Genomic DNA, 1,237 nt, shown 5'->3' on the forward strand with positions numbered 1-1,237 from the left:
GCTGCGGCAGATCCGCGCACTACCCGATCCCACGCCGGTCACGCCCAGCGTGCTGGGTGTCGACGACTTCGCGCTGCGCCGCGGACACCGCTACGGCACGATCCTGATCGACATGCAGACCCGCCGCCCGATCGAGGTCCTGACCGACCGGTCCGGCGAAACTCTGGCGGCCTGGTTGCGCGCCCATCCCGGCGTCGAGATCATCTGCCGTGACCGCGCCAGCGCGTATGCCGACGGTGCTACCAAGGGAGCACCCCAGGCGATCCAGGTCGCCGATCGCTGGCACCTCTGGAACAACCTCGGCGTCGCTGTCGAACGCACCGTCGCACGGCACCGACACAGCCTTGCCACCGCGGTCGCCCACCTCGACGACGCACCACAACGACCCGATATCGCCGAACTCGCGGCAGGCACGCCCCACGGTCCGGTCGAACCTCTGTTGCGGCAAGACCGGACCGCGATTCGCACCCGGGCCCGTTTCGAGCAGGTCCACGCACTGTTGGCCCAGGGCAAGAGCATTCGTGCCATCGGCACGCAGCTCGGGTTGGCGCGCGGCACCACCCGCCGCTTCGCCCGCGCTGAATCACCCGAGGAACTGCTGGTCAACAACCGCACCGGCTACCGGGTCGGCATCCTCGACGAGTTCAAGCCCTACCTGCACCAACGCTGGAACGAGGGCTGCACCAACGCGGCCCGACTGTTCGAAGAGATCACCGCCCGCGGTTACCGAGGCCAGCCGAATCTCGTTCGCACCTATCTGCATCCGTTCCGCACGACCGCACACATTCCAACCCCGACACCGGCACCGCCAACCGTCCGCCGAGTCACGGGCTGGATCATGACCGATCCCACCCACATCGACCCCAACGACCAGCGCAGTCTCGATGCGATCCTGGCCGCCAGTCCCGAACTCGACTGTCTCGCTGGTCATGTCCGTGCATTCGCCTCGATCATGAAACAACTGCGTGGCCGAGACCTCGAAGGATGGATGAGCGTCGTCGACGCCGATGACCAGCCGGCGCTGCACTCGTTCGTCCGCGGTCTGCGCCGCGACCAGGACGCGGTCACCGCCGGTCTGACCCTGCATTGGAACAGCGGCACCGTCGAAGGCCACGTCAATCGCATCAAGATGCTCAAACGGCAGATGTTCGGCCGCGCCAAACCGGACCTACTGAGGAAGCGAATCCTGTTGAGCAACTGAACAATACGGCAGAGCCATCACGAAATATGGGCCAGA

General features: G+C 66.0%; 1 protein-coding gene. It reads left to right on the top strand.

Annotated features, from left to right (window positions below):
• On the top strand, nucleotides 1-1,201 hold a 1,201-nt coding region (locus NA10_RS35035; protein ID WP_084515697.1), incomplete at its 5' end, for a transposase.
• Nucleotides 1,202-1,237 lie beyond the last annotated feature (36 nt).

The sequence above is a fragment of the Nocardia acidivorans NBRC 108247 genome, from assembly GCF_001625085.1.
GTDB classification, from domain to species: Bacteria; Actinomycetota; Actinomycetes; order Mycobacteriales; family Mycobacteriaceae; genus Nocardia; species Nocardia acidivorans.